Raw genomic sequence first — 22,768 nt, 5'->3', positions numbered from 1 at the left:
CGGTAATATTACTTAATATAACAAACAACTAACTTTAGACAGAGGCATCAAAGGCTAAAATTATGTAAGGGGCAAAATTAGCGGTTGGTTGTGTCTAAATTAGAGCAGGAATCGGCAGGGGGGCGATCGCTAAATTAACGGTCTGGAAGCGTTAATATTTCTGGTTAATATCATGTCGGAAATCTACCTAAAGGTAGGTCAAAAATCAGCGCGAGTGTGGATTTTATGGTTATGGCTTTTGGACGGGAAATCTGCTGCAATCTCGACTCGGCGGAGTCTCGGGAGTGGTTGGTCACAAACGGGATCGGCGGTTACGCTAGCGGGACGATCGCAAATCTCCTCACCCGCCGCTATCACGGCTTGCTGGTAGCTGCCCTCAAACCCCCGCTGGGACGCACTTTGATGCTCGCCAAGCTGGACGAGACGGCTGTGTATCACGATCGCGCATATCCGCTTTATACAAACCGCTGGGCCGACGCGACGATGGAACCCCACGGCTACAAATACATCGAAAGCTTTCACCTCGAAGGCACGACGCCTGTTTGGAGGTTTGCTCTCGCCGACGCTATCCTGGAAAAGCGGATTTGGATGCAGCAAGGTGCTAACACAACATATATTCAATACCGCTTGCACCGCGCCTCACAACCGATTGCCCTCGCTGTCAAAGCCCTAGTCAACTACCGCGACTACCACCACACGACAAGCGCCGGCGACTGGCAGATGAGCCTAGAAACCTTGGAAAGCGGGGTTTGCGTGACTGCATTTCCCAAGGCTGCACCCCTGTACCTGCTGACGGATGCCGAAGCCGAGGCAAAATTTCGAGTTTCTGCGGCTTTATACAATTGGCATTACGGATTGGACCTCGCGGCCGAAAAGCGCCGCGGATTGGATTGCAGCGAGGATCACTTGCACGCGGCGACTTTTCACATGACGATCGCGCCGGGAAGTTCTCTGACATTGATAGCCAGCACCGAGAAAAATCCCGAACTCAACGGCGGTACAGCTTTAGAAAGGCGTCACACTTATGACCAACAACTGCTGCACAACTGGTCAAAAGTCAGCGAATCTCCCGACTGGATCGATCACTTAGTGCTCGCCGCCGACCAATTTATCGTCAGCCGCCCGCTAGCGGAGGAACGCGAAGGCAAAACGATCATCGCCGGATATCCCTGGTTCAGCGACTGGGGGCGCGACACGACGATCGCCCTGCCAGGTCTCACAATCTGTACCGGGCGATCGGAAATTGCGCGATCGATTTTGCGGACATTTGCGCGGTATGTCGATCGGGGAATGCTGCCGAACCGCTTCCCGGATGCGGGCGGCGAACCGGAATACAACACCGCCGACGCCACGCTTTGGTACTTTGAGGCAATTCGCGCTTATATCGATGCCACGGGCGACGACGAACTTTTGACCGAACTCTGGCCGGTGTTATGTGAGATTGTTGACTGGCACTTGCAGGGTACTCGGTATAACATCCGCGTCGATCCCGATGACGGTTTAGTCTACGCGGGCGAAACCGGCGTGCAACTGACTTGGATGGATGCGAAAATCGGCGATTGGGTGGTGACGCCTCGGATTGGTAAGCCGATCGAACTCAGTGCGCTTTGGTACAATGCTATACAAGCAATGGCAAGTTTTGCTCGAAAACTGGGCAAGCCTCACAATGAATACCAACAATTGGGCGATCGAACAGCCGCCGGATTTCCTCGCTTCTGGAACGCCTCAACCGGTTACTGTTACGACGTTCTCGACGGCCCAGACGGACACGATAGTTCGCTGCGGCCCAACCAAATATTCGCCGTATCCTTGCCCCTAGACTCGATTCCTCCTCACTCCGCCAACTCCTTTTCAGCGGGGATGCGCCAGGAAACTCGCTATACACCCTTACTGACGCCCATCCAGCAGTGCGGCGTGGTGGACGCCTGCGCTCAACAGCTTCTAACTTCTGTCGGCCTCCGCAGCCTCTCGCCGCAGCACCCGCAATACCGCGGCGCATACGGAGGCGACCAATTGCAGCGCGACAGCGCCTACCACCAGGGCACAGTTTGGGGCTGGCTGATTGGCCCGTTTGTCTTGGCGCACTTGCACGTATACAAAGATCCAGCACAAGCTTGCGAATTCCTGGAACCGATGGCACATCATATAAGGGGCGGCGGAGTTGGCAGTCTGGGTGAAATTTTTGAGGGCGACGCCCCTCACTCGCCTCGGGGCTGCACGGCTCAAGCTTGGACTGTGGCTGAGGTGCTGCGGGCTTGGTTGGCAATTAATACTGTGGGTGTTTAAATTAGTAGTGTTATCAATCATTTGGTAATATCGCAAATTCAAGCCCTCAAGAGAATCTCTCTTTCTCTGTCTGTTCTCTTTCTCTGCGTCAAGAGTACCTCTGCGGTTCGTTTAAAAAAAGAGTTCACCAATCTGCCTGTAATTGTTATAAAATAGGTGGGTTGTTCGGCAACGAAATCAAGACAACTACTAATAAAATAGGAGATTTATGGCATTATTATTAGCGGGCGATATTGGCGGAACTAAGACAATTTTGCGGTTAGTGGAAAGGACTGTTAACGGTGAAATGAACGCTCTTTACGAGTTTCGCTATCCGAGCGCGGAGTTTCCCGATTTAGTGCCGATGGTGCAGCAGTTTTTGAGGGAAGCTGCTACGAAATTGGATTTGACGCCATTGCCTGAAAAAGCTTGTTTTGCGATCGCAGGCCCGGTAGTTAACAACACTGCAAAACTGACTAATTTGCCTTGGATGTTGGATGCGAAGCGTCTGGAACAGGAATTAGGAATATCACACGTTAGTTTAATTAATGATTTTGTCGCGGTTGGCTACGGCGTGTGGGCTTTGGATGCTAAAGATTTGCACACTTTGCAAGTAGGAAAACCTCGCGAGCACGATCCAATTGCTGTGATTGGTGCGGGTACAGGTTTAGGAAACTGTTATGGAATTCCCGAGGCAAATGGCATCAAGGTTTTTTCTTCGGAAGGGGGACACGGTGACTTTGCTCCTCGTTCGGAGTTGGAATTTGAATTGCTGAAATATTTGTTAGCAAAACACGACATTCAAAGAATTTCGATCGAGCGTGTAGTTTCGGGACTAGGGATTGTTTCAATTTACCAGTTTTTGCGGGACAGAAAGTTTGCTCCTGAATCGCCGGAGATAGGGGAAGTTATCAAAAAATGGGAGTCAGAAATCGGTAAAAGCGAGAAGAGTGTCGATCCGGGGGCGACAATTGCACAGGCGGCACTCAAAAAGTGCGATAGGCTTTCCGAACAAACAATGCAAATGTTTGTAGAAGCCTACGGTGCAGTGGCCGGAAATCTGGCTCTGACACTGTTACCTTACGGCGGTTTGTACGTAGCTGGTGGCATCGCTGCTAAAATTTTGCCGCTGATTCAAGAAGGGGGTTTTATGCGAGCGTTTACGCACAAAGGCCGGATGGATTCGCTGTTAGAAATGATGCCAGTTCGATTGGTTTTGAATCCCAATGTAGGGTTAATTGGTGCGGCTGTTTGCGCGGCCGGTCTTTAGGAGATTTCAAGTAGAAGTTATCTCATTGATTACTCGGCGGTTAAAAGAGACTGTTGGCTCGATCTGAGGGGTGAAACCATCAGGTCTAGTCACCATTAATAGCGAGAATGATTGTGCGATCGTGCACCACATTCAATAATTGATTATGACTCTTCGCCCCCGGTACTCGTCATTGATTCCAGGAATCACCGCTTAATAGAACACGAACCTCCTTTCGGAAAGGAAACCCGTATATGAAAATGCGCGACGAACTCGGAGTCTTGTACTGAGATAGTGATTTTGTTACCTTGTGTCGATCTAACTGCGGTCAAAGTGCTTGCTCTCCAGGGCTATTAGCATTAAGCTCTTGCATATTTAAACTGTGATACAAGCATTGCCCTTATTTTTGATTTTGCGCCCTCCTTTAATTATTAATTCTCGTTCATTTAAGAGGATCGGCAATAAATACTCTAGCTCTTCAATTGAGGTAAAAAGTCGGGTGAGTATATATTCTTTTGTTGAATGCCATACTAATTCAATTAAGTTAGAGTATAGGCTGTATTCGGGGAGAAATTCTCAATAGACCTCTTGCAAAAAAAATCTATGTTACAATTAAAGGTTTTGAGTTTTAGACCTGAGAGCTAACTCATAATTGTAAAGTGCTGATAGAACTGCAATCTGCTTCATTTAAGCCAAACCCTTTATTATAGCATAAAATTATTTTGCAAGAGGTCTAATAAAGATTAGGCATTTCTGTTTCAAGTTTTTTCAGGTACTCTTCTTTCTTAGGAAAACTAGGATTATCAAGAATGATAACTATTTTTGCTACTTTTTCAGCAAATTGTGAGGCTTGGTTACTTGCTAATACCATTCATTGATTAGCTCTTCATAAAAAAGTTTTAGCAATTGATAAAGCTTATATTAATTGCCTATTTTGAGAAACTCTACTTACATTTTTTGATACAAATTCCTCCCTCCTCCCATTACATTACCTCTGCCTTTTCTTCGGTCTCTTCTGACCTTTTTTTGGCTTCCTTTTTTACACCAGTTTTTTTGTGCTGGTGACTCTTAAACTAAATCCAATGTCGTCCCAAAACCATACCTGTAAAATTTTCTACTCTTTTTGAGTTAATAATAGATCCAGCTTTCACCGATTCAATTGACAACATTTATAATCAGAATATTTTAACTGCACTACCTAGGAGATGCGACAAAACTTAACTACTGTCAATATTTATTAAGCATTAAAATTAAAATGAACTAGGAGTTGTGCCGACAGTTTCAGAAACCCGGTAGGTTTCTATATTTATCGTTATTTATGATTGCCAAACCTCTGATTTTGCCCAGAACACCGATTTTTTAGTGGAGCGTCCTGCGGACAGTATAATAACTCACAATTTCTTCAGAATTACTAACTATTTTTTTAGTTGCTAAAAATGTAACAACCCGGATATTTAGCAATTTCAGTGGGAAGGTAAAGTATAGCATCTGTTGTATGTGAGGAGAATCAAGTTTATGAGTTCAAATTTGCAACGTGGCGATCGCATTAATTTCCGCAGTCTGGTAACAGCGTTGTGTTTAACCTTAACTCTCGTCAGTTTCGTGGGATTAGATCCGGCGGCGGCTCAAGAACAGCGGATCAGAACGTTGACTGTTACTGGGCGGGGTGTGGAAGCGATTCCTACAACTCAAACGCAAGTGCGCCTGGGGGTTGAGGTGCAGGGCAAAACGGCGGCCCAGGTGCAGCAGGAAGCGGCGAGACGATCGTCCGCTGTGGTAGAGTTGCTGCGATCGCGCCAAGTCGAAAAACTCGAAACTGCAGGGATCACCCTCAGCCCGACTTACAGCTACGAAAACAACCAGCAGCGCTTGACGGGCTATACGGCGACGAATACCGTCAGTTTTCGGATTAATACTGCATCTGCCGGCACTTTGCTCGACGATGCGGTGAATGCCGGAGCCACACGCATCGACGGTGTGAGTTTTGCCGCCGCCGAAAGTGCGATCGAATCTGCTCAGAAACAAGCAATCAAAAAAGCAACTCAAGATGCTCAAGCGCAAGCGGATGCAGTCTTTAGCGCCCTCAACCTGAAGCGGGGAGAGATTCTGGGCATTCAAGTCAACGGTGCTAGCGCGCCGCCTCCTATGTATCGGCAGTTTGCTGCTGATCGCGCTGCTGCTGCTAATGCTACAACGCCTGTGGTGGGAGGGGAACAGCAGGTAGAAGCTTCTGTGACTTTGCAATTTGGATATTAAATAGTTAGGGGTTGAACTGGCCACCTCAGCTTGACCCTAACTATTTCTCGATTTATTAAGCAGCTTTTTCTACAAAAAACTTTAGCCGTTTTAACCACTTCTGCCAGTAGTCGAGCAATTGTTCGCGTCCAACACAAATATTTTCGTATCTTCGCCTGGAAGAGCCACAACAATCACATCCTTAACAATTTTAGTGCCCAACAAAGTTTCACTCTAAGTAAGTCGGTGGAAAAATTCATAATTATCTAAGGAAATATTAAGTGGCGCACTCTGAGTTAAAGTTTAACTGCTCACCCCAACTTTGTTGCGGTGAGCAGTTACGACTAATGGCTACAACCTATTATGAACTATGAACGGAATCTCTCCTTCTTCAGGGGGAGAGTCCCTCAATAAATAGACTGCCTGTTAAACTCTAGGCGATCGCATTCCTCCTAAACAGAAAAGAGTGGACTCTTTTCTAAGATCCACTCTCTGTTAAACTCTCTTAGGGCTAGCTTTAACAAGCTGGAGTTAAGCCCTTACTTTACCTAGTCCTTAATGATTCTCTTGTCATGAATGACCACTTGGTCTTTGAATTCAGGACTGCCGGAGATGTGAATATCGCTATCCTTATTTTCCTCTGCGGAGTCGGCTAGATATTGGGCAGATGACTTAACATCGTACGCTGCCCGTTTAGCAGATTCGGCTGCATTTTGTGCAGATGATTTAAAATCATGCGCTGCACCTTGAGGAAATGGGGTTGCATTTTGGGCAGATGACCTAAAATCAGGCACTGCAGGTTTAGCAGATTCGGCTGCATTTTGTGCAGATGATTTAAAATCATGCGCTGCACCTTGAGGAGATGGGGTTGCATTTTGGGCAGATGACCTAAAATCAGGCACTGGAGGTTTAGCAAATTCGGCTGCATTTTGGGCAGATGATTTAAAATCCTGCGCTACACCTTGAGGAGATGGGGTTGCATTTTGGGCAGATGACTTAACATCCTGCTTAAACTCCTGCGCTGCACCTTTAGCAGATTGAGCTGCATTTTGGGCCGATGACTTAACATCCTGCTTAACATCCTGCGCTGCATCTTTAGCAGATTGGGCTGCATTTTGGGCCGATGACTTAACATCCTGCGCTGCACCTTTAGCAGATTCGGCTGCGCTTTGAGCAGATGACTTGATTGATTCGGCTGCACTCTTGCCAGATGACTGAAGCGATTCGGCTGCACTTTTTATAGATGGCTCAACTGCCTTGGCTGTATCTTTTACAGTCGATCTAAACTCCTTAGTTGCCCCCTCAATTTCTTGAGCTACAGCTTTGGCAGAAGGCTTAACTTCATCGGCAGTGCTCTTAATAGAGTCCGCTGCACTTTGTATAGAAGGCTTGACACCTTCGACTGTCTGCTTGACTGAATCTTTTACTTCTCTAATCGTAGGTTTGACTTCCTCGGATGCACTCTTGACTGCATCTACTACAGAAGGCTTAGCTTCCCTAACTGTCTCATTGACAGATTCGGCTATACCTTTAATGGAAGGCTTAGTTTCCTCAACAGTCTCCTTGACTGCTTCTGCTGTAGCTTTGATAGATGGTTTAACTTCCTCAGCAGTTTCCTTTACTACTGTCCCTAGCTCTTCTACAGTGTGTGTAATACCGTCTGCTACAGCGTGTGCTGCATCCCCTAAATTATCTACAGCACGGTTAACAGTATCAGCAGTACCTTTACCAATCATAGCGCCAGCAACTGAGCCTGCTACAGCACCAACAATGCCTCCAGAGCGAGCACCCAATATACCACCGACTGCTGCTCCAGCTATCCTCGCACCAAGGCCTGAGCCTGATGATTGCTCTTCCTTTGATTCTGCATTTTCGTTAGTCTGAGCCTGAAGCTGCTGGTTTTCGCTATTGTCAACATTCTTTTCCTGGAAGTCAGGATTGGCTTCAGGCTGGTTAAAAGGCTGCTTATTATCAGTCATAGATATCCTTGGGTATTACTGCTACATTTACTAGGCTAACTATCTATTTATCAGAAAATCTACTGCCTAAGAACTAGATTTTGACTGTTACTTAAGAAGTAGATTCTTAAAGGTACTGATCACTACGGCGCTAGCGGCTCGCAGGGTAAGCTCATCTAATTTGGTATAAATCGTACTTGACAAAAAGGGCAAGATATAAAGGAAGAGCCTGTCAATAGCGGTTCTTTTGAACCCATTTGAGATATTTTGACGAGGGACAGACAACGAGCGATGGATAGACAACGGGCGAAAATAACTCATGTATACAGAGTTGTTAAGAGATTAACTATTTATATCTAAAACTAAGGAATGGTTATTAAATATCTCTTATGATTACAGGTGTAAATACTTAATAAATAGGGAGTTAAAAAGTTGATTTTCGATTACAAATTAACGTTAAAAACTATTCCAATATATTTTATGTTTAAAAATTTATCATAATAAATGATTGAATTAACTGATTGGTTTTGCAGACGTAGCTGATTTACAGTCTGAAAGGCTAAATATGCAACTTATAGAAACCAGTATCCACAAAGATTCAGGATTTTCAAGTTATTTTTTTCATGCCCTGATTAAGCAACGCCAGATTTTGTAGCGATCTAACTCACGATCGAGCTCTTTGAACAGCAACTTGACCGTTGTAGCCACCAGAGGCGCTCGCACTTACGTGTAATTTGGCATAAGTTCGATCGCCCCCAACAAACTGAGCACAATCCAATTACTACCGGATCGGGGCTCAAAGTACCCGAGATCGACTACAGTAAACACAAAATATTATTGGCGGTGATTTGAGTGATTGAGACTTTAGCAACAGGAATCGCAGCAGCCGGTTCGCTGCTAGCATTGGGCGGATTGGGCCTAGAGTTGAACTATCGCCGGACTGGAAGTGCAAATAAACTAGAACTAACAGCCGGAGAATGGCACTTAGCCATCTCGGAACCCAACCGCTATCTTTTAGTCGGGGAAATGGAGTTCCGCAACCTGACACAGCGCTTTGAGATTATGTTGCCGGAAGTGCGGGCGCAAGTGAAACTGCTGTCAGACGGAAGTTTGGATGGCGTTACTTCCCAGACAAAGGTGATTCCTTGCCACAAAGAGGCAGGAGCCAGAGCAGACGATTACTGGTTCGGCTATATTGTTAAAGCCCAAAAAAACACGAAAATTAAAGTCTCTGTAGACATTCAAGGGCAAGATTTAACCAAATTGCAGTCAGCTTGGGTGCAAGTACACTTCGTCACCTACGGCCCGGGCGGGCGCATCCCCAAAGTCCGTAACGTAGTAGTTCCCCTGCAATTTCCCAACTCGGACACCGTACCCATCGCCAGAAATGTCGGAGTTGCAGAAGTCTTGCCGATTCGCACTCACATACTGGCGGAATTGGACAATCCAGTCGAAATTGTCAAACGGTACGTGCTGCCGCGCGCCCAGAAAGGCGATATTGTCGCCTTGGCAGAAACTCCCCTAGCTTTGATGCAGGGACGCTACCGCCATCCCAGCGAAGTCAAACCCGGATGGGCGGCAAAGCGAGTGTGTTTGTTTTTCTTGCCCACGTCGAGTTTGGCCACGGCTTGCGGAATGCAGACGTTGGTTGATGTAGTCGGCCCTTGGCGCGTAGTAGCGGCATTTGCGATCGGCGCTGTGGCCAAAATATTCGGCAAACCGGGAGTCTTTTACCAACTTGCAGGGGAACAAGCAAGGCTGATCGACGACGTTACGGGGACTTTGCCTCCCTTCGACCAATTTATTGTCCTAGGCCCGGACAATCCTCAGCAAGTTGTAGAAGAAATTCAACGAGAAACCGGACTTGCGGCGGCGATCGTAGACGCTAATGACTTGAAAGCAGTTAAGATATTAGCAGCGACCTCCGATTTATCGGTAACATTCTTAGAGCAAGCCTTGCGAAGCAACCCCGCCGGGAATGCTGACGAGCGCACACCAGTCGTTGTAATTCGACCTCTGCAACAAAAATCTTGAGTTGAAAACAGAAAATTAAAAATTCAAAAAGATGATTTGAAATTTTTAATTTTCGATCGCGCAAGAAAGGGAGAAGAATCAAAAGTTATAAGTTTTGAAATCAAAATTTACCAATTCAAAACTCAAAACTTCTCTAACTCTTCCCCTTTCTGAATTTTTATTTTTAAATTTCCATTCTCCACTTGTATGCTATGACTTCATTTCCCTCCCAAAACCAAAACCAGGTTGTGATTCGCCCGTTTCAGTATCGCGACATCGAGGTGATGGAACAACTGTGCGCGGAAACAACCGAAGAGCCAGAAAACAGCAAGGGCGGAAGCTGCGACGTGGTACTAGGTAGAAAGTTGCAGCAGATTCGTCGCTGGTACGGACTACTAAAGATTTTTAGCTTGTTTCCCAACCCTTGTCAGTCCCTGTTCCGTGCCCACGTTGCCGAAGAAGAGGGGAGTGTTAAGGGCATAATTCAGATTTCTCCTTTCAACCGCACCCGCAGCACTTGGCGGATCGATCGCATAGGAGTAGACCCGGAAGCCCGCAGCAAAGGAATTGGTTCCATGCTGCTGCGGTACTGCTTTGAGGCAGTCTGGGAGGCGCGGACGTGGCTGTTGGAAGTGAATGTCGGCGACAAAACTTCCTTGGCCTTGTATCGGCAAAACGGGTTTCAGCCTTTGGCCCAGATGACTTACTGGACGATCGCCCCAGAACGCCTGCAAGAAATGGCTTCCTCGACCCCCGATTTGCCCAACCTGCTGCCCGTCAGCAACGCAGACGCTCAGTTGCTATACCAACTGGATACCGCGTCTATGCCGCCGCTGGTGCGCCAAGTATTCGATCGCCACATTCAAGATTTCAAAACCAGTTTTTTCGGCGCTTTAGTCGAAGGTGTCAGACAGTGGCTGGGCAAAACCGAGGTAGTCAGTGGCTACGTGTTTGAACCGCAGCGCAAAGCCGCGATCGGCTATTTTCAGGTGCAGCTATCCCGCAATGGTCAGCAACCGCACGTCGCCCAGTTGACTGTACACCCGGCTTACACTTGGCTTTACCCAGAACTTCTGTCCCAGATGGCGCGCCTTGTTCAAGATTTCCCAGTTCAAAGCCTGCAACTGGCTTCCGCTGACTATCAGCCGGAACGGGAAGCTTATTTAGAGCAATTTGGAGCAGTGCGCGTGGAACACAGTTTGCTGATGTCTCGATCGGTGTGGCACAAATTGCGCGAGTCCAAATTGGTCTCTCTCGAAGGACTCCAGCTATCAGAAATGTTGCAAAGCTTCCAGCCAACTCGCAAACCCGTACCGGGCCGGATGTCCTGGCTCGGCCCGATGGCTGGGGAAGCCACAGCAGGGTCTGCGTCGTCTGAGATTAAACCGCTGTTGACTGACTCAGGAAACAGCCAAACAAATCAAGTTAACCCCTTGGGCGCTCAGAATTCCGAATCAGCAGCAACTGATGGCAGCAGCATTTTGCCTTTAAATTTGTCGGATTTGCCTCTTGACGGGGGCTGGCCCGGAGAACTCAATTCTTAATAAGTGAAAGCAGAAGGTAAAAGGTATAAGGCAGAAAAAAATAAAATTAGTCATCCAAGAAATTTATTTTTTCTGTCATAATCCCAAAATATCCCTTCTGCTTTTGATTGTGGATATCAACCTAAGATTCCCTATCTTCTTCTTACTTTATTCTCTTATTACTTCGCGTTTTCGCGGTTCGTCCAATAAGATTATTTTCGCAAAAAAACACTAAATCTAAATCTAAAATCTAAAATAGATGGATTGATAATGTCCAACGATAAATTATGGATTTCTGCACTGGGATTAGATATCGGCCTCAAACGAGTCGGCATCGCCGGGTGTGACGGCACCGGTTTAATAGCTACGGGCATTACAACACTGGTACGATCGTCCTTTGATCGAGACGTAGCTTATCTCCGAGAACTCGTGCGAGAGCGGAGAGTACAAATTTTGGTGGCAGGCTTGCCCTACTCTCTGAGCGGAGAATTGGGTGCTCAAGCCCGACAGGTGCAGAAATATGCGAATCGCATCGCCACAGCCTTAGAGCTCCCCCTAGAGTACGTGGACGAGCGCCTGACTTCGGTTGAGGCAGAGGAATTGATGAAAGCTTCAGGGATTTCGCCGTCGCAAAATAATAAGGGTTCGATCGATCGCAAAGCAGCAGCCCTGATTTTGCAGCAGTGGCTAGACGAGCGGAGGCAAAATATCTCCGCCCTTCCCAATCCTTGATAGCTGGTAACAAAGGCGTGATATCCTGGTTGTGCAAGTTTGCTACGCACACCTGTAACCCTTGACAAACTGGAGAAAATTCTGCTGTACCCTTGGTACTGAAGAAGCACAAAATCGTGATTTGTCCTCAGTGTCGCTTGCTGACTCGACTGAGATTTAAACGCTGCACTCCTCGCCTGTGGAAAAGGCCGCGAGTCTCGCGGTTTAAGCTGGTGGACTGGCGATCGCCCACTTAGCCAGAATATCGCCACGAAAATTCCCCATTGTCAAGCAAACGTTACTGAATTATTGACGGAAAACTAAGATACACGCGATGTCCTCATCCCCATACCGCAAAAAAGAGAATGGCAGTTCCAACGAAGAGTCCGTCACCTTGACGGATGAAGTTGGGCGATCGCTGACTTGCAACATAGAATATTCTATGAATCTCGAAGGTCAAGAATACGCTTTGCTGCTTCCGATTGACTCACCAGTAGAAATTTTTACTTGGCAGGGAGACGATAACGACGAAGCCGCAATTCCTGTAGAAGACGAGACCGAAATTGACAAAATTTTTGATACAGCTAAAGTTGTCCTGCAAGAGCAGAACTTGACGCTCCGGCGCACGGCGGTGACGCTGACTGTTGTGGGCGAATTGCCGGAATTTCCCGAAGAGGATATGGCATCTGATGTCGATCCAGATGAGGAGTCCGAATTCGAGGAACTGATGTGGCTGACCAGCTTCTACCACGAAGAACAGGAATATGCCATTTATACGCCTCTCGACCCGTTCTTTATATTGGCTAGAATGGATGACGACGGCAAGCCAGAATTGCTTTCGGAAGAAGAGTTCCAAAGGCTGGAACCGATGTTACCTATGCTGGAAGACCAGTTCTTTGACGAGCTTGATTAAATATTAGCAGGCACAAGCCCTGATGGCAAAAAGCAGAATTTTTTACTATTTTATAAAACAGTAAACTGCTCGCCCGATCAAAGTTTTTCGAGGTGGCCGCTTCTGCCTTCGCGATCGGGCTTTTGAATTGAGCCGCGTGAATTGGGTCTTTTAAAGGGCTTGTATTCGTAACTTTTCGGTCATCAATCGCAGGTCATCAGTCATGAGTCGCTAGTTAACCGCCGCTTATCCAGGACAACGGACTATGAATAAAGAACAAATGACAAAAGGCAGCGCGCGCGAGAGCCGAAAAGGTACTCCGCAAGTCTCTAAATGGTTGTTTTATCTGGCGTTGCTGCCGGCAATCTGGGGAGTTTGCGCCTGGCAAGGCTGGGCTTGGTGGAGCTGGGCTTCGGCGCCTCCTAAAATAGCTGAAACGTCAACTTCCACGCCAGAGGATGCTGTAGTTTCGATCCAAATCCCGGAGGGCACTCCCAGTCAAAAAATCGGCCGGGATTTAGAGGCAGCCGGGTTGATTCGATCGAGCTCGGCATGGAATATGTGGGCCCGCTGGCTGACTCTGCAAAACCGCGAGGGAGGTTTTCAAGCAGGAACTTACCAACTGTCGCCGACTCAGCCTCTGAGTGCAGTTGCTGACAAAATTTGGAAGGGCGAAGTCGTACAGCAGAGTTTCACGATTCCAGAAGGATGGTCGCTGCAACAAATGAGCGCTTATTTTGAAGCGCAAGGTTTTTTCCCGGCTAAGGAGTTTATGGCGGCCGCGAGTCAAATTCCTTACGCTCAATTCCCTTGGCTGCCGAGCGGATTGCCTCATTTGGAAGGTTTTTTGTACCCGGATACTTATCAACTAGACGGCGATAGAATTACTCCTCAAGCTGCGATCACACAAATGCTCACCCGTTTCGAGCAGACAGCTTTGCCGGTATATCAAAAAAATCAGAATAATACGAAGCTCTCTCTCAAAGAATGGGTGACTTTGGCGAGTATTGTAGAAAAAGAAGCTGTGGTTGCTTCCGAGCGGAACCGCATTTCTGGAGTGTTCAACAACCGTCTGAAAAAGGGTATGGCGTTGGGATCTGACCCGACAGTTGAATACGCTCTGGGCATCAGGCAAACTAAGGAAAAGCCTCTGACTTTTAAGCAAGTAGAAACGCCTTCTCCTTACAATACTTATATAAATCCAGGACTACCCCCAACTCCGATCGCATCTCCGGGAATAGCAAGTTTGGAGGCGACTCTGACTCCAGAAAATACAGAATACCTGTATTTTATGGCGCGGTATGACGGCACTCACATTTTTAGCCGCACTCAGGCCGAACACGATGCTGCTGTGGCTAAAGTGGATAGACAAGTGCGATCGGGTCAATAGATGGGCAATGACTAATAAAAAAGTAAAAAGTCAAAAGTAACCAAGGAAAAGCAATAATTATTCACTTTTGATTTTTTACTTTGTCAATCTTTAACTCCCAATTTCTTATTTCTCAATCTAAAATCTAAAATCTAAAATCTAAAATCATTATGACTTGGGGTAAACTACTACAGCCTGACTTAGTTCTAGGCGATTCAGTCATGAAGTTAACGGCTGACATTCTGCAGAAATATCAGATAAAAGGATTAGTGTTGGATGTGGACGAAACTCTTGTTCCCATTACGGCAATGAATGCTTCTCCTGAACTCAGCTTGTGGGTGCAAGAAATTAAACCCGTGGTATCGCTATGGTTGGCGAGCAATAATTTAAGTCAAAATCGGATCGGTCGAATTGCTGATTCTTTGAATCTACCTTACATCACGGGTGCGGCTAAGCCGTCGCGCCGCAAGTTGCGAACAGCAGTGACTGCCATGAATTTGCCGGTGGAACAGGTGGCGATGGTGGGCGATCGACTTTTTACTGATGTTTTAGCAGGCAATCGTTTGGGTATGTTCACTATTTTAGTGGAACCAATGGTTGATGCTGGGTATGCGCTTCGCAAGTATCCGGTGCGCTCTTTTGAAGTTTGGGTTTCTCAAGCTTTGGGGGCATCTCTGAAAATTAAAGATTAAAATTGGGCATCGGGAATTGGGCATAGGGCATGGGGCATAGGGCATTGGGCATTGGTAATTAGGAATTGGTAACTAATGGCAACAGACAACAGTCAACAGTCAACAGTCCACAGTCAACCGTCAACAGTCAACCGACAACAGACTAAAACTATTGTTGTTAAAATTGGAACTTCGACTCTGACTCGATCGACTACCGGAAATTTAGCTCTTTCAACTATTGCTGCATTGGTCGAAATTTTAGCTGATTTGCGGCAGCAAGGCCATCGAGTAGTTTTGGTTTCTTCGGGTGCAGTTGGGGTGGGCTGCGCGCGCTTGGGTTTGACGGAACGCCCGCGAAACATTGCTCTGAAACAGGCTGTGGCGGCTGTGGGTCAAGGGCGGCTGATGCGGGTGTACGATGACTTGTTTACTACTCTGCAACAGCCGATCGCTCAAGTATTGCTCACTAGGGGCGATTTAGTGCAGCGTAACGGTTATGTTAATGCTTACAATACTTTTCAGCAACTGCTCAGGTTGGGCGTGATTCCGATCGTCAATGAAAACGATACTGTGGCGGTAGACGAGCTCAAATTTGGCGATAACGATACGCTTTCGGCGCTAGTAGCGAGTTTGGTAGAAGCAGATTGGTTGTTTGTGCTCACAGATGTTGATCGGCTGTATTCCGCAGATCCGCGCAGCAATCCCGACGCGCAGCCGATTGCCCTAGTCCAAAGTATGGCACAGCTCACAGAATTTCAGGTGCAAACAGGAGATTCCCGCAGCGGTTGGGGAACCGGCGGTATGGTGACAAAAATTGAAGCAGCGAGAATAGCAACTGCATCGGGAGTGCGGACTGTCATCACTGACGGCTGCTTTCCTGGTAATATCGAGAAAATACTTAACGGAGAGTCGATCGGCACTCAATTTGAGCCTCAACCGCGCCCTGTAAACGCTCGCAAACACTGGATAGCTAACGTGCTAATTCCGGCAGGGAAACTATATTTAGACGCGGGTGCTGTCAAGGCAATTTCTCATGGCGGAAAATCGCTTTTAGCTGCGGGTATTGCTCAAGTAGAAGGAGAATTTCAAGCTGATGATTCCGTGCAGTTGTGCGACACAACAGGCAAGCAAATTGCTAGAGGACTTGTGAATTATAGCAGTTTAGAATTGAGACAAATCCAGGGCTGCAAGTCCGATAAAATTGCTGAGATTTTAGGCTATGCAGGCGTAGAAACGGCGGTACACCGAGATAATTTAGTGATTGTTTAAACTAACAAATATCGAGACAGTCGATCGCGCAATGAGCGAAGGCAGAAATTGAAGATATTTGCAGCACAGTCTTGCAAGAATTTGTTTGGCTGTGTCTGAACAGCTCGTTCATCGCTTCTGTAAACAGTTCAAATAAATTTTGTGCTAATTCTAAAGCTGCTTGGTATTCCGCATCTGTAAGTTTGATCTCTGCTAAAATTTGCAACATCTCTGGCGTGTTTAAAAGGTGATAATTTTCTAAACCCCCATAAGAGCCTCCAAAATCAACAGATTCTTTTTGGTTAATTTGCTGTAATTCCATTACCACTGCTAGCGCCGCCTCAAAAAAAACTTGCGCAGTGCCTTCGAGGACTTCCACTAACACCAGTTTCTGAATGGGAGAAGCTTTCCAAGCGTAGCGTTCGATCACTGAACAAAGCGATCGAGTTTTTTTAGTTTCTTCACCCCAAAGCAGTCTGAAATCGCCGTAACTCATTAATTGGTTTAAGCCCAGTTCCTCTAGGTATTCTAGATAGTCGTGCCAATAATAGTTTTTTTTATAAGTATATTTATTAAGGAGCTCCTGAACTTTGTTATTACTAGAAGATTCTCGGAGCACATATTTATTTAAATCGCTCAATCCCACAGCCAAAGGAGCGAGTACAGGTGCAAAAATTAGTCGTTGATTCGCGTGAATGTGTCTATTGGCGAGAAAGTCAAACAAGGGCAATTTTGCAAACTCTTGCTTTTTGGATTCAATGAATGCTACAATGCCTTTCATACTTTTTTCGCCTGAATGGTTGCTGTCAAGATCATCTTCATATCTCCGTTAATTATCTATATTTTAGCGCCTAAAGAATTGTGTTTATTATCATATATAGTTGTATTTGAGATCATAGGTAAGAGTGTTGGCAGTCACAGGAAACAGTGACTTGTATCATATTGTGCCAGAAGTTCGAGCATCTTGTTGCCTAGAGATAAAATGTTCTAAATTTAGATTGCATATTTCAGGCGTTGCTCAAAGCCACCCCACAAGAGTTTGATTATTTACCGATAATTTAAAGGATGATTAACTTATATGGGCAAGTGAGCATCCTGTTCGCACTGCTAAAAAATGCCTTTTACAAAATCGCGGTGATCCATGCAAATCACTCCTAGACACATAGAAGTCTCGAAACCAGATTTCTTCGGAGATTCATAGCTGCTCAACAAAAATTTTTCTGACAAACCCGGTTTCTTTAACCCTTGCTTTTATTGCTTCTTCCCTCTTTTCTCTTCCCTCTTCTTATTCCTTCTTCCTTCTTCCTGCGGCTATAAGCCTCCAAATGACAATTTTCCATTCTCAGAATTGCCTTTAGGTGCGTTGTGAGTTACTCTATCTTTTGGGTCAGTTAACACAATTATAGGAGTTAATCTTGGAACGGACTTTTTTAGCGATTAAGCCCGACGGCGTACAGCGCGGACTCGTCGGCGAAATTATCGGTCGTTTTGAAGCCAAGGGCTTTAAGCTAGTTGGCATGAAGCTAATGACGGCTAGTCGCGAACTTGCCGAACAGCATTATGGCGTACATAAAGAAAGACCCTTTTTTGCGGGACTGGTAGACTTCATCACTTCCGGACCGATTGTGGCGATGGTGTGGGAAGGCGACGGCGTTGTGGCCTCGGCGAGGAAAATGATTGGCGCAACAAATCCTCTGAATTCAGAACCGGGGACAATTCGCGGCGATTTGGCTGTGAATGTTGGTCGCAATATTATTCATGGTTCTGATGCTGTGGAAACTGCCCAGGCGGAAATTAGCCTTTGGTTCAAGGAAGAAGAATTGAGTGCTTGGACACCTTCTTTAACTCCTTGGATTGTGGAATAGTTTTGATATTCTCCCGGTGGTTAATCGGGAGATATAGCTTTTCTCAGATAGATGAAATATCATGTTGCTGACTCACTCATAACCGTAAAATATAGAATAGTTTGACATTTTTACTCGTTACCAAGCTATTTATAGTAACGAGGATAAAAAACGTTAATCGGAACTTAAAAACTCCAAATAATTATTAGTCAATTCTTTGACTGCTAATTCGTAAAACTGTTGACCGTGTTCGGGGGTTGCTAAGCCCGGATTTGAACCCATTCTCCCGTCGGGAAATCTGCGGCGGAAGTCAGCACCACCGAAAATTTTGTGCCCGGAAGCGACTTCTTCCGAAAGCGGAGCTTGCTTAATTGCTTCTGGATAAAGGTACTGGGTTAAGGCGATTTCGCTGGGGGTGGCGTGGGAACCTTCTTGGTTTCCGTATAATTCTTTTGCTAGTTTGTAGACGGAACCGCACATGAACCAGTTGCCGATTTGACACTGGATTCGATCGGCATTTGGTAAATTTAAGTCCGACAAATGGGCGTATGTCTCGGAAAATGCTGCTTTCATTGTCGCAATGTTGCCACCATGACCGTTAATGAAGAAATATTTCTCAAATCCCGCTTTTGCCAAAGATGTGATGTAATCCCTGATTACCAGTATCAGGGTCTGCGGTCGGAGGCTGATTGTGCCGGGAAAGCTGGTGTGGTGCAAGGCCATCCCTACATTAATTGTCGGGCCGATTAAGGCATTGGCAGCTTCGCCGACACCGCTGGCGATCGCCTTGGCAGCAATGGCGTCAGTCCCGATCAAGCCGGTGGGCCCGTGCTGTTCGGTGGAGCCGATCGGGATAATTATGCCTCGCGAGCTTTCGAGATAAGCTTCTACCTCGGGCCAGGTACTCAAATGCAGCAACATGATAGGCAGTCTACAGAATTTTTACTTGCTATCGTCGATCGTAGCCGGCACGGGAAGAAAAAGGAATTTCGACCAACTTATTATTGTATTCTTAAAAAAAGCTCTAAAGTGCGCTCGCAACTTTACCGTTATATTACTTAACGTTAATAATTTAACCACTTGATGGCCAAAACTTTACCTTTTAATAACCTTTTAAGAGTAGTATAACAAGCATATCCCTCTAGATTGGGTGTTACGTGGTCAATTAACAGCGGGCAATGTTTTATGAAATTAACACCGACCCCGAAAAATGACCAGACTTCTGTGGCCTGGACGCAGGCAGACAGCGCGCTTCCGGCAACTGCTCTACGGCTGTATTCCTTGCATGAGCAAGTAGCAAAGGTCGAGCGCGTGTCTGTGGGATGGACTGGCGAAGGATTCTAAGCGATCGAACAAATGGCGATCGTACAAGCGATCGCAGCGCGAGAGTGCCTCAGCTACTGAAGAAGGTACCTGGCGCTAGCCACATACAAACATCACTCCCACTGATATTTATGTCTTCTGCTGAATTAAGCGAAAGTCCTTCAAGGTTGGCTGTTGGACAAGCCGGCCGTATCTTGTTATTAGAAGGTGAAGATCTGTTGCGGGAAATGCTAGCTTTAGCCCTTAAAGAACAGGGCTACGAGGTGGTGGTTACTAGCGACGGGCGCAACGCTCTGCCTTCTGTACAGGCTTCTTCGTCATACCACGGCGAATTTGCCTTTAACCTGTTAATTATGGATTCAATTAACGGTTTGGATCTGTGCCGAATGTTACGGCATCAAGGAAATCCCGTACCTATTTTGATTATCGGTGCTAGAGGAAGTGCCAACAATTGCGCTTTTTACCTAGAAGCCGGATCGGATGATTATCTGACCAAGCCTTTTGGAATGCGGGAGTTTATCGCTCGCTGTCGGGCGCTGATGCGACGCCAGCGCCTCAGTAGATTACCGGAACCGAGGACGCTGCAATATAAGAGCATAACTCTGTATCCTGAAGAGTGCCGCGTGTTGGTTCGTGGTCTGGAAGTGAAATTTTCTCCTAAACAGTTTCGCTTACTAGAACTATTTATGAGTTATCCCCGGCGAGTTTGGTCTCGCGATCAGTTGTTGGAAAAAATTTGGGGTCAAGATTTTATCGGAGATAGCAAAACAGTTGACGTTCACATCCGCTGGCTGCGCGAAAAGTTGGAAATAGATCCGGCCCAACCGGAATATATCATTACGGTACGCGGGTTTGGCTATCGATTTGGTTAAATTATTAAATCAGTTGTAGAGTGACAAATTGCAGTGGAATAGACAAATAAGGACAAAAAAATGTTATCTCCTTATTTGTCAATGGAGGGTGTGCAATACAATAGCTTGGAGGTGCAACCAGTAGAGCTATTCCAGCGACAGTTGCCGTTGTCTTTTACCCTGGGCGATCGGTATAAACTCACATCTTGCACCATTCTCAAGAACAGGCTTTTCGGCCTGTTCCACAAGAAAATTCACTCTTTGTGGAACAGGCCGAAAAGCCTGTGGATAAAAAGCTTATTGATAATGGTGCAACATCTCAGTATAAATCAAAACTCCCCCGTCCACTGCCAACAATGAAGTTTCGAGCAATCTCCTGCAACCGCAACAGCCGCGACCATATCTGAACTCGGAATTAATTCCATTAAAGACCATCTCGATGCTTCTTCGGGGTTGTCTTCAACATTTAACAGCGCGGCAGGTTCTCCTGGTGCGAGGCTGACATCAAACTGATTCAGGGGAATAGAAAGTCCTTTGCCAACTGCTTTAATGTAGGCTTCTTTGCGAGTCCAGCAGGTGAAAAACGCACGGGATTGAAGATGTTCTGTAAGCGAAAGCAACACAGAATTTTCTAAGGGTGAAAAAAATTTTTTCGCAATTTCCAGGCAAGGAAAGTGGGGATTTATGCTTTCAATATCGACACCAATATCTCGATTTCTGGTAATCGCAATTAGAGCCATGTTCCCTGAGTGAGACAAATTGAAATGCAGGGTATTTCCCCCTTGGGCGACGATGAGAGAGGGTTTGCCGTAGGGATTGTAGTCAAAGCGCAAAATGTGAGAATTCATGTTAAGATATCTACTCAGAATCGCTCTGAGTGCGCCACGACTCACAATAAATTGCGATCGACCTTTGGGAAAGTGAAAACCCTCGGCTTTTGTCCGCTCGTCTTTAGAGAGAGTCTGTTGTAAACTCTGCAAGCAAGATTCTGTTTGAGCCAGAGAGACGCGCCAAACATGAATTTCGCCCAGCTCCAATGTCAGGTTTTGTGGTGGGCACTTCCACGAATCAAAAGCAGCAATCATGTATTTATCTTCTTTTCTGAGTCACCTCATCCAGTATTCCCAGAAACAGGCAAGATGCCTGTTCTACTTTGAGAAACAGGCAAGATGCCTGTTCTACAACAGATGAATTTCAATCGCAAGGGTCAATAAATCCAGCTTTGCACAACTTTTCCCGCTAATTGCTGTCCTAACCAAGGCGTATTTGCCGATCGCGACTTCAGACTTTGCCCATCAACAGTCCAACTCATTTCTGGGTCAAACAAAATCAGCTCTGCAGAGACTCCCGCTGCTACCGTGGGGGGAGTTTGTCCGAGACAAAGGGCAGGGCCGGCGCTCAAAACTCGCCACAGTTCTAAAGCAGAAAATTCGCCGGTTTTTACCAGTCCGTGCCATAGTAAAGGCAAAGCTAATTCCAAGCCGATCGCCCCGGGCGGACTATCAGCAAAAGCCACAGTTTTCTCCTCATAAGTATGCGGGTTGTGGTCGATCGCGATCGCATCAATTACCCCATCTTTCACAGCTTGAATCAGCGCTAATTGGTCGCTGAGATTGCCCAACGGCGGTTCTAGGCGTAAATTCGGATCGTAGGGCAACGAAGCAGTCAGAGCATTTCTCCCGCCGGAATCTTTAGAGTTGCCTGAAATTGCCCCGACATTCAACAACAAGTGCATCCAAGTCACACTCGCAGTCACCGGCAAACCCCGCGCCTTAGCATCTCGAATCAATTCCACGCTGCGCGCCGTAGAAACGCGCATAATGTGCACCGGAGTGTCCGCAGATGCCACCAACTCCAGAATTGCAGCCAAAGCCGCAGTTTCCGCACTCGCCGGAATTCCAGGCAAACCCAAGCGCACCGACACCGCACCCTCTCTCACCGCGCCATTTCCTGCCAAAGTTCGATCGCACGGCCACAAAGCCACAGATTTGCCCAAAGGCTTGATATACTCCAGCAAACGCCTCACCAGAGCGGGATTAGACAGCGGCGAACCGTCCGCAAAACCAACCACTGCACAGGAGGCCAGCTCGCCCAACTCAGCCATCTGCTGCCCTTTAACGCCCGCTGTCAGCGCGCCCCAAAAATACAAGCGGGGCAGCCCGGGCGACAAATTGCGGATATGTTGCTGCAACAAAGCTAAACCGGCCAAATTGTCAACAGGTGGCGAGGTATCCGGCAAAATCGCCACTCGCGTAAAACCCCCAGCCGCCGCAGCCTGCATCAAAGATTCCAGGGTTTCCCGATCCTCAAAACCCGGTTCTCCGCTGTGACTGTAGATATCAGTTAACCCCGGCCCCAAAATCAGTCCCCGGCAATCCCGCACTTCCGTGTCTGAGGGAAACTCAGCAATTTTTTCCTCAACTGCTTTGATATCACCTTCAGTAATCAGAATATCAGCGATGCGATCGCTCCCTGAAACTGGATCTAGCACCCGTACATTTTGTAGCAGTTCGCGGCTCATATAGCAGAAGGAAGAAGGAAGAAGGAAGAAGGAAGAAGCAATCCACCGCATTAGTTTCAGGAATTAAGAACTTCCTAAGCGTCGGGCGCGGTTGT

At 46.7% G+C, this 22,768-nt stretch carries 18 protein-coding genes and 2 pseudogenes; 13 read left to right on the top strand and 7 right to left on the bottom strand.

Annotated elements, in window-relative coordinates; genetic code table 11:
- Positions 1–225 precede the first annotated feature (225 nt).
- From QUA42_RS07770 to QUA42_RS07760, 3 genes and pseudogenes are all read left to right on the top strand, one after another.
- Positions 226–2,286 carry an amylo-alpha-1,6-glucosidase gene (locus tag QUA42_RS07770; protein ID WP_333136583.1) on the top strand — a complete coding sequence of 687 codons (2,061 nt, stop codon included), beginning with the start codon at positions 226–228 and terminating at the stop codon, positions 2,284–2,286.
- A gap of 208 nt (positions 2,287–2,494) precedes the next feature.
- The gene (locus QUA42_RS07765; protein WP_333136581.1) at positions 2,495–3,535 is read left to right on the top strand and encodes a glucokinase; all 1,041 of its coding nucleotides are present in this window, start codon (positions 2,495–2,497) and stop codon (positions 3,533–3,535) included.
- Positions 3,536–3,680: 145 nt separating this feature from the next.
- Positions 3,681–3,876: pseudogene (locus QUA42_RS07760) on the top strand (IS5-like element ISAva5 family transposase); the annotation flags it as partial.
- Positions 3,877–3,889: 13 nt separating this feature from the next.
- Here QUA42_RS07760 and QUA42_RS07755 read toward each other — a convergent pair.
- A pseudogene (locus QUA42_RS07755) lies at positions 3,890–4,090 on the bottom strand (IS630 family transposase); the annotation flags it as partial.
- A gap of 157 nt (positions 4,091–4,247) precedes the next feature.
- Positions 4,248–4,385 (bottom strand): hypothetical protein, encoded by a 138-nt coding sequence (locus QUA42_RS07750; RefSeq protein ID WP_333136579.1) that lies wholly within the window; start codon positions 4,383–4,385, stop codon positions 4,248–4,250.
- Positions 4,386–5,029: 644 nt separating this feature from the next.
- Here QUA42_RS07750 and QUA42_RS07745 point away from each other — a divergent pair.
- Positions 5,030–5,770: an SIMPL domain-containing protein gene (locus QUA42_RS07745; RefSeq protein WP_333136576.1), complete on the top strand. Its 741-nt coding sequence runs from the start codon at positions 5,030–5,032 to the stop codon at positions 5,768–5,770.
- A gap of 527 nt (positions 5,771–6,297) precedes the next feature.
- Here the strand turns inward: QUA42_RS07745 and QUA42_RS07740 are convergent.
- On the bottom strand, positions 6,298–7,728 hold the full coding sequence (locus QUA42_RS07740; protein WP_333136574.1) for a hypothetical protein: 1,431 nt from the start codon (positions 7,726–7,728) through the stop codon (positions 6,298–6,300).
- A gap of 831 nt (positions 7,729–8,559) precedes the next feature.
- Here QUA42_RS07740 and QUA42_RS07735 point away from each other — a divergent pair.
- The 7 genes from QUA42_RS07735 to proB all read left to right on the top strand — a co-directional run bounded on the left by QUA42_RS07735 (position 8,560) and on the right by proB (position 16,155).
- Entirely contained in the window at positions 8,560–9,741 is a 1,182-nt protein-coding gene (locus tag QUA42_RS07735; protein ID WP_333136572.1) for a F420-0:Gamma-glutamyl ligase, read from the top strand.
- Positions 9,742–9,932: 191 nt separating this feature from the next.
- Positions 9,933–11,264, top strand: coding sequence for a GNAT family N-acetyltransferase (locus QUA42_RS07730; protein ID WP_333136570.1), 1,332 nt, complete (start codon positions 9,933–9,935; stop codon positions 11,262–11,264).
- A 249-nt stretch (positions 11,265–11,513) separates the two neighbouring features.
- Positions 11,514–11,975, top strand: a complete 462-nt coding sequence (ruvX, locus tag QUA42_RS07725) for a Holliday junction resolvase RuvX (RefSeq protein ID WP_333136568.1) — start codon at positions 11,514–11,516, stop codon at positions 11,973–11,975.
- A 313-nt stretch (positions 11,976–12,288) separates the two neighbouring features.
- On the top strand, positions 12,289–12,867 hold the full coding sequence (locus QUA42_RS07720; RefSeq protein ID WP_333136566.1) for a DUF3727 domain-containing protein: 579 nt from the start codon (positions 12,289–12,291) through the stop codon (positions 12,865–12,867).
- A 244-nt stretch (positions 12,868–13,111) separates the two neighbouring features.
- A complete protein-coding gene (gene mltG / locus QUA42_RS07715) occupies positions 13,112–14,236 on the top strand; it encodes an endolytic transglycosylase MltG (RefSeq protein ID WP_333136564.1) in 1,125 nt (374 codons plus the stop codon).
- A 149-nt stretch (positions 14,237–14,385) separates the two neighbouring features.
- Positions 14,386–14,907: a YqeG family HAD IIIA-type phosphatase gene (locus tag QUA42_RS07710; RefSeq protein WP_333035333.1), complete on the top strand. Its 522-nt coding sequence runs from the start codon at positions 14,386–14,388 to the stop codon at positions 14,905–14,907.
- A gap of 75 nt (positions 14,908–14,982) precedes the next feature.
- Positions 14,983–16,155 carry a glutamate 5-kinase gene (proB, locus tag QUA42_RS07705; protein WP_333136562.1) on the top strand — a complete coding sequence of 391 codons (1,173 nt, stop codon included), beginning with the start codon at positions 14,983–14,985 and terminating at the stop codon, positions 16,153–16,155.
- A gap of 1 nt (position 16,156) precedes the next feature.
- On the opposite strand, the gene QUA42_RS07700 is transcribed toward proB, so the two are convergent.
- The gene (locus QUA42_RS07700; protein WP_333136560.1) at positions 16,157–16,915 is read right to left on the bottom strand and encodes a hypothetical protein; all 759 of its coding nucleotides are present in this window, start codon (positions 16,913–16,915) and stop codon (positions 16,157–16,159) included.
- A gap of 634 nt (positions 16,916–17,549) precedes the next feature.
- On the opposite strand from QUA42_RS07700, the gene ndk reads away from it, so the two are divergent.
- Positions 17,550–17,999, top strand: coding sequence for a nucleoside-diphosphate kinase (gene ndk / locus QUA42_RS07695; protein WP_333127444.1), 450 nt, complete (start codon positions 17,550–17,552; stop codon positions 17,997–17,999).
- Between the two features lie 153 nt (positions 18,000–18,152).
- Here the strand turns inward: ndk and QUA42_RS07690 are convergent, their stop codons facing one another.
- Positions 18,153–18,899 (bottom strand): creatininase family protein, encoded by a 747-nt coding sequence (locus tag QUA42_RS07690; protein ID WP_333136558.1) that lies wholly within the window; start codon positions 18,897–18,899, stop codon positions 18,153–18,155.
- Positions 18,900–19,432: 533 nt separating this feature from the next.
- Between QUA42_RS07690 and QUA42_RS07685 the strand changes: the two genes are divergently transcribed.
- Positions 19,433–20,173 carry a response regulator transcription factor gene (locus QUA42_RS07685; RefSeq protein WP_333061476.1) on the top strand — a complete coding sequence of 247 codons (741 nt, stop codon included), beginning with the start codon at positions 19,433–19,435 and terminating at the stop codon, positions 20,171–20,173.
- A gap of 308 nt (positions 20,174–20,481) precedes the next feature.
- Here the strand turns inward: QUA42_RS07685 and QUA42_RS07680 are convergent, their stop codons facing one another.
- Both QUA42_RS07680 and QUA42_RS07675 read right to left on the bottom strand, forming a co-directional pair.
- Entirely contained in the window at positions 20,482–21,237 is a 756-nt protein-coding gene (locus QUA42_RS07680) for a 4'-phosphopantetheinyl transferase superfamily protein (protein ID WP_333136556.1), read from the bottom strand.
- 122 nt (positions 21,238–21,359) lie between these two features.
- A complete protein-coding gene (locus tag QUA42_RS07675) occupies positions 21,360–22,673 on the bottom strand; it encodes a dihydroorotase (RefSeq protein WP_333136634.1) in 1,314 nt (437 codons plus the stop codon).
- Between the last annotated feature and the right edge of the window lie 95 nt (positions 22,674–22,768).

This window comes from Microcoleus sp. Pol11C2 (genome assembly GCF_036701505.1).
GTDB lineage: Bacteria > Cyanobacteriota > Cyanobacteriia > Cyanobacteriales > Microcoleaceae > Microcoleus.
Note: the sequence above shows the minus strand (reverse complement) of the source record. Positions and strands in the feature narration are given on the sequence as shown.